This is a genomic window from Pseudomonas donghuensis (assembly GCF_000259195.1).
Taxonomy (GTDB): Bacteria; Pseudomonadota; Gammaproteobacteria; order Pseudomonadales; family Pseudomonadaceae; genus Aquipseudomonas; species Aquipseudomonas donghuensis.
Window position 1 is genome coordinate 9007 of the sequence record NZ_JH650772.1, and the last position, 6431, is coordinate 15437.

5 protein-coding genes are annotated in these 6431 nt (G+C 63.1%); 4 read left to right on the forward strand and 1 reads right to left on the reverse strand.

The window, feature by feature from the left end:
• The coding region (locus tag UW3_RS29785; protein WP_010224745.1) for a phosphatidylglycerol lysyltransferase domain-containing protein at positions 1-1205 on the forward strand (1205 nt) is incomplete at its 5' end.
• On the forward strand, positions 1205-2500 hold the full coding sequence (locus UW3_RS0119130) for a virulence factor family protein (RefSeq protein WP_010224747.1): 1296 nt from the start codon (positions 1205-1207) through the stop codon (positions 2498-2500). The genes UW3_RS29785 and UW3_RS0119130, both read left to right, overlap by 1 nt.
• A gap of 105 nt (positions 2501-2605) precedes the next feature.
• On the opposite strand, the gene UW3_RS0119135 is transcribed toward UW3_RS0119130, so the two are convergent.
• Entirely contained in the window at positions 2606-4504 is a 1899-nt protein-coding gene (locus UW3_RS0119135; protein ID WP_010224748.1) for a potassium transporter Kup, read from the reverse strand.
• A 201-nt stretch (positions 4505-4705) separates the two neighbouring features.
• Between UW3_RS0119135 and rimO the strand changes: the two genes are divergently transcribed.
• Both rimO and UW3_RS29790 read left to right on the forward strand, forming a co-directional pair.
• Positions 4706-6043 carry a 30S ribosomal protein S12 methylthiotransferase RimO gene (gene rimO / locus UW3_RS0119140; protein ID WP_010224750.1) on the forward strand — a complete coding sequence of 446 codons (1338 nt, stop codon included), beginning with the start codon at positions 4706-4708 and terminating at the stop codon, positions 6041-6043.
• Positions 6044-6132: 89 nt separating this feature from the next.
• The coding region (locus UW3_RS29790) for a GNAT family N-acetyltransferase (protein WP_010224751.1) at positions 6133-6431 on the forward strand (299 nt) is incomplete at its 3' end.

Below are 6431 nucleotides of genomic sequence, written 5' to 3' on the forward strand. Positions count from 1 at the left end.
ATCTTGTCGCCAGTGCCTGCGTACTGGGCGCGTCGGTATGGCTACTGCTGTTTGCCTATCAGGATGTGCCGTACAGCCATCAACTCTGGTGGCAGTTCACCCTCGATGCCGATGCCCCACGCGGCTTGCGCTCGGCACTGGGCAGCGCGGTGCTGCTGGTGATCGTCGCCCTGACCTGGTTGCTGCGCACTGCACGGCCAGTCATCCACCTGCCCACGAGCGAAGAACTGCAACGCGCCAACGCTATCCTGCAAGCCTCCGATCAACCCGACGGCGGCCTGGCACTGACCGGCGACAAGGCCTTGCTGTTCCACCCCAATGACGATGCCTTCCTCATGTATGCCCGCCGTGGTCGCAGCCTGGTGGCGCTGTATGACCCGATCGGCCCGGCACATGAGCGCGCCGAGATGATCTGGCAGTTCCGCGACCTGTGCGACGTGCATCACGCCCGCCCGGTGTTCTACCAGGTGCGCGCGGAGAACCTGCCCTTCTATATGGACATCGGCCTGACCGCAATCAAACTGGGCGAAGAGGCCCGGGTCGACCTCAAGCGCTTTGACCTCGACGCCAAAGGCAAGGAAATGAAAGACCTGCGCTACACCTGGAACCGCGGCGGCCGCGACGGTCTCAGCCTCGAAGTGCACGAGCCGGGGCAAGCCCCGCTGGAAGAACTCAAGGCCATCTCCGATGCCTGGCTCAGCGGCAAGAACGTGCGCGAGAAAGGCTTCTCCCTTGGCCGCTTCAGCCCTGAGTACCTGCAACACTTTCGCATTGCCCTGATCCGCTTCGAAGGGCGCCCGGTAGCGTTTGCCAACCTGCTGGAAACCCGCAGCCTGGAACTGGCCAGCCTCGACCTGATGCGCGCCCATCCCGAAGCGCCGAAGCTGACCATGGAATACATGATGATCGGCTTGATCCAGCACTATAAGCAGCACGGCTATGGGCGCTTCAGCCTGGGTATGGTGCCACTTTCCGGGCTGCAACCACGGCGCGGCGCGCCACTGACCCAGCGCCTGGGCTCGATGGTGTTCCAGCGCGGCGAGCAACTCTACAACTTCCAGGGGCTGCGCCGCTTCAAGGACAAGTTCCAGCCGGACTGGGAACCTCGCTACATGGCTGTGCCGGCCGGACTCGATCCGCTGGTGGCACTGGCCGACACCGCCGCCCTGATCGCGGGCGGCCTGACTGGATTGGTGAAACGCTGATGATTCGACGTTACTGGCTGTATCTACTGGTACCCCTGCTGTTGGCCTTGCTGGCTGCCGCTTTGGGCTTCTGGCTATGGACCCGCCCGGCTCCCGAGGCGAGCCTGGAACACCTGAGCCTGAGCGATGGCAGCAGCCTGATCCGGGTCAACCCGGGCACCCGTACCAAGGCGCGAGTGGCCATCGCCGTGCCCCAGGACCAGGCCCTGAGCGAGAAGCAACTGCTCGACCTGAGCCAAAGCGGTGAAGCGCAGATGGTCCAGGTGATCCTTCCACCTGCCGATTGCAGCAAGCAGCAGCAAGCCCTGCAGCAAGCACTGCAACAACTCCAGGGCACCCCGACCCTGGTGGCCGGGATCGGTCCTGGAGCGGCCCAGGCCTGGAACTGGCTCGCCAGTCAGACCGATGACAAGGCCCAGGCAATCTCGGTGGACTTCACGCTCGAACAACCCGGCTGCGCCACGCCGCTGCCCAAGTCTGCCGCCCACGGCCACTGGAGCGTGGCCTGGAACGACAACCCGGATGACGCCAGCGCGGCCTTCGTCCGCGACCAGCCGAATGCCGAGACCAGCATCAGCGACTATGACATCCATCTGCCACAGGTGCTCAAGGCCCAACTGACCCAGGCGCTGGTGGGGGAGGATGGCAACGCCATGAGCATCCCGGTGGTCGAGGTGCCTGCCGGGCAGACCACCGATACCGTGACCCTGTTTCTTTCTGGCGATGGCGGCTGGCGTGACCTGGACCGCGACGTGGCCGGTGAGATGGCCAAGCTCGGCTACCCGGTGGTCGGCATCGACACCCTGCGCTACTACTGGCAACACAAGACCCCGGAACAGAGTGCCATCGACCTCTCCGAGCTGATGCAGCACTACCGGCAGAAGTGGGGCACCAAACGCTTCGTGCTGACCGGCTACTCCTTCGGGGCCGACGTGTTGCCGGCGATCTACAACCGCTTGCCGGCCGAAGACCAGAAGCGCATCGATGCGGTGATCCTGCTGGCCTTTGCCCGCAGCGGCAGCTTCGAAATCGAAGTCGAGGGCTGGCTGGGCAATGCCGGCAAGGAAGCACCGACCGGACCGGAGATGGCCAAATTGCCGGCCGCCAAGGTGGTCTGTGTGTATGGCGAGGAAGAGGCGGACGAGAGCGGCTGTACCGACCATACTGCGGTCGGCGAGCGCCTGAAGCTGCCTGGCGGGCATCACTTCGACGAAAACTACCCGGCGCTGGCCAAGCGCCTGATTGGTGACATCGAAAACCGCCAGGGCAAGACCAGCGTCGCCGAGCAGGATTGAAGCGCGCTTTGGCGCGCAGCTGCAAGCTACAAGCCTCAAGCTGCAAGCTAGAGCCGTGCGCGATTTGCTCTAGCTTGCAGCTTGACGCTTGAGGCTTGCCGCTCCCTAGATCTCTACCTGAGTCCCCAGTTCGATCACCCGGTTCAACGGCAAATTGAAGAACCTCAAGTTGCCGTTGGCATTCTTCAGCAAAAAGGCAAACAACAGCCCCCGCCAACGCGCCATGCCCACCAGCCGCGACGCAATCACCGTCTCGCGGCTGAGGAAATAGGTGGTACGCATCGGGCTGAAATCCAGCCCTTCCAGATGACAGAGCTTCAACGCCGCTGGCACATCCGGCTCATCCATAAAGCCAAAGTGCAACAGCACCCGATAGAAACCCTCGCCATACGCCTCGACTTCAAAGCGCTGCTGCGCCGGCACCCGCGGGGTGTCCTCGCTGACCACGGTCAACAGCACCACCTGCGAGTGCAGCACCTGGTTGTGCAGCATGTTATGCAACAACGCGTGAGGCACGGCATCCGCCCGTGCGGTGAGAAACACCGCCGTGCCTTCGACCCGATGCGGCGGCTGCACGCGAATGCTGCTGATAAACAACGGCAACGGCAGGCTGCCCTCGTCCAGGCGTTCGACCAGAATCTGCTTGCCGCGCTTCCAGGTGGTCATCAAGACAAACAGGACAATCCCCGCCAGCACCGGAAAAGCCCCGCCCTGAACGATTTTCGGCACGTTGGCGGCAAAGAACAGGCCATCGACAAAGAGAAAACCCAGCAAAATCGGCACCGCCAGCAGCGGCGGCCATTTCCACAGCAGCAACATCACCGTCGACACCAGCAGGGTGGTCATCAACATGGTGCCAGTCACCGCCACGCCATAGGCCGAGGCCAGCGCCCCGGAAGACTCGAAGCCCAGCACCAGCAGAATCACCCCGACCATCAGCGACCAGTTCACCGCACCTATATAGATCTGCCCCTGTTCGTCACTGGAGGTGTGCTGGATCTGCATGCGCGGCACATAGCCAAGCTGAATGGCCTGGCGGGTCAGGGAGAAGGCCCCGGAAATCACCGCCTGGGAGGCAATCACTGTGGCCAGGGTGGACAAACCGACCAACGGTATCAGCGCCCAGTTCGGCGCCAGCAGATAGAATGGGTTGCGCGCTGCCTCCGGGTTTTGCAGCAACAGCGCGCCCTGGCCGAAATAGTTGAGCACCAGCGCCGGCAGCACCAGGGCAAACCAGGCGCGGGCAATGGGTTTGCGGCCAAAGTGGCCCATGTCGGCATACAGGGCTTCAGCGCCGGTCAGGGCCAGCACCACGGCGCCAAGAATCGCCACGCCCATGCCCGGGTGGACAATAAAGAAGCGCACCGCCCATACCGGGTTGAAAGCCTTGAGCACCTCCGGGCTCTGGGCGATGCCATGCACGCCCAGGGCGCCGAGCACCACGAACCAGGTGACCATCACCGGACCAAAGAGGATGCCAATGCGCGCCGTGCCATGCTTCTGGATCAGGAACAGCGCCACCAGCACGATCAACGCCACCGGTATCACCCAGTGGTCGATGCCGTCGAAGGCCAGCTCCAGGCCCTCTACCGCCGACAATACCGAAATCGCCGGGGTGATCATGCTGTCGCCGTAGAACAGCGCCGCGCCGATCAGGCCGCAGCCGACCATCAGCGCCTTGAGCTTCGGGTACGGCGTCGAAGCGCGCCGGGCCAAGGCGGTCAAAGCCATGATGCCGCCCTCGCCCTGGTTGTCGGCGCGCAGGATGAACACCACGTACTTGATCGTCACCACCCAGATCAGCGACCAGAAAATCAGGCCGAGGATGCCCAGCACCCCATCATGATTGACCGGTACGCCATAACCGCCTGAAAACACCTCCTTGAGGGTATATAAGGGGCTGGTGCCAATATCGCCGTAAACCACTCCGACCGCCGCCACCAGCAGGCTCAACGGCTTTGCCACCGAATGCCCGGAATCGGCCTGACTACTTGCCTGAACCATCCATCACTCCCGCCACCAGGCCCCTTGCACCAGACACAGGCACACTGCCGCGAAGCATAGCTGAGCGTTCGTCGTATTTCTGCTGGTCAAGTGACTTTGCGCTCGCTAGAATTGCGCACTTTTTGATCAGAGGCGCCCAAAGCGCCCATCAGGTTTGCCCGCCTGCCCGGCCCCGCAAGCCCTTCAACACCGAGGTTAGTCATGTCCACCACCCCTACGCCCACCACGCCCAAGGTCGGCTTCGTTTCCCTGGGTTGCCCCAAGGCCCTGGTCGATTCCGAGCGCATCCTGACCCAGCTGCGCATGGAAGGTTATGAAGTCGTGCCCACCTACGAGGACGCCGACGTGGTGGTGGTCAACACCTGCGGCTTCATCGACAGCGCCAAGGCCGAGTCCCTGGAAGTGATTGGCGAAGCCATCAAGGAAAACGGCAAGGTCATCGTCACCGGCTGCATGGGTGTCGAGGAAGGCAGCATCCGCGATGTGCACCCGAGCGTGTTGTCGGTGACCGGTCCCCAGCAGTACGAGCAGGTGGTCAATGCCGTGCACGAAGTCGTGCCGCCGCGCCAGGACCATAACCCGCTGATCGACCTGGTACCGCCTCAGGGCGTCAAGTTGACCCCGCGCCACTATGCCTACCTGAAGATCTCCGAAGGCTGTAACCACAGCTGCAGCTTCTGCATCATCCCGTCGATGCGCGGCAAGCTGGTCAGCCGTCCGGTCGGTGAAGTGCTGAGCGAGGCCGAGCGCCTGGTCAAGGCCGGGGTCAAGGAGATCCTGGTGATCTCCCAGGACACCAGCGCCTACGGCGTCGACGTCAAGTACAAGACTGACTTCTGGAACGGTCGCCCGGTCAAGACGCGCATGCTCGAGCTGTGCGAAGCCCTCAGCAGCCTGGGTGCCTGGGTGCGCCTGCACTATGTGTACCCGTACCCGAACGTCGATGACGTGATTCCGCTGATGGCAGCCGGCAAGATCCTGCCGTACCTGGATATCCCGTTCCAGCACGCAAGCCCGAAAGTGCTCAAGTCGATGAAGCGCCCGGCCTTCGAAGACCGCACCCTGGCGCGCATCAAGAACTGGCGCGAGCAGTGCCCTGAGCTGGTGATCCGTTCGACCTTCATCGTCGGCTTCCCGGGTGAAACCGAAGAAGACTTCCAGTACCTGCTCGACTGGCTGACCGAAGCCCAGCTCGACCGCGTCGGCTGCTTCCAGTATTCGCCGGTCGAAGGCGCCCCGGCCAACGACCTGGGCCTGGACGAAGTGCCGGACGACATCAAGCAGGAGCGCTGGGACCGTTTCATGGCCCACCAGCAGGCCATCAGCACCGCACGCCTGCAACTGCGCATCGGCAAGGAAATCGACGTGCTGATCGATGAAGTCGAAGAAGAAGGCTCGGTTGGCCGCAGCTTCTTCGATGCCCCGGAAATCGACGGCAACGTGTTCATCGACGGCAACCACGGCTTCAAGCCGGGCGACACGGTTCGTTGCCGGGTAACCGACGCCGACGAGTACGACATGTGGGCCGAACCGATCTGATTCGGCGCCGGTAAAAAAGCCCCGCCAGCAATGGCGGGGCTTTTTTTTGCAACTATCGTTTCCTCAATTGCCCCGAGGAGAGCACCGCCATGCGCAGGCAGATGACCGTGCAGACGCCCAGCCTCAGCGACTACCCGGAGCTGGCGCGGGTGTGGGAAGCCTCCGTGCGTGCCACCCATGACTTTCTTCCCGACAGTTACATCTGCCTGCTGCGCGAGCTGCTGCTGAGCCAGTACCTGGACGCGGTGATGCTGATTTGCTGCAAAGACGCCAGGCAGCGTATCCGCGGCTTTGCCGGGGTCGCCTGCGGGCGGGTGGAGATGCTCTTCATCGACCCCGAGGCACGCGGCCAGGGCCTGGGCTCACGGCTGCTGCGGGTGGCCATTGA

What these genes read in the sequence shown, in the direction of transcription:
- UW3_RS0119130 (WP_010224747.1), top strand. Translation starts at nt 1,205, where the DNA reads ATGATTCGACGTTACTGGCTGTATCTACTGGTACCCCTGCTGTTGGCC.
- UW3_RS0119135 (WP_010224748.1), bottom strand. Translation starts at nt 4,504, where the DNA reads ATGGTTCAGGCAAGTAGTCAGGCCGATTCCGGGCATTCGGTGGCAAAG.
- rimO (WP_010224750.1), top strand. Translation starts at nt 4,706, where the DNA reads ATGTCCACCACCCCTACGCCCACCACGCCCAAGGTCGGCTTCGTTTCC.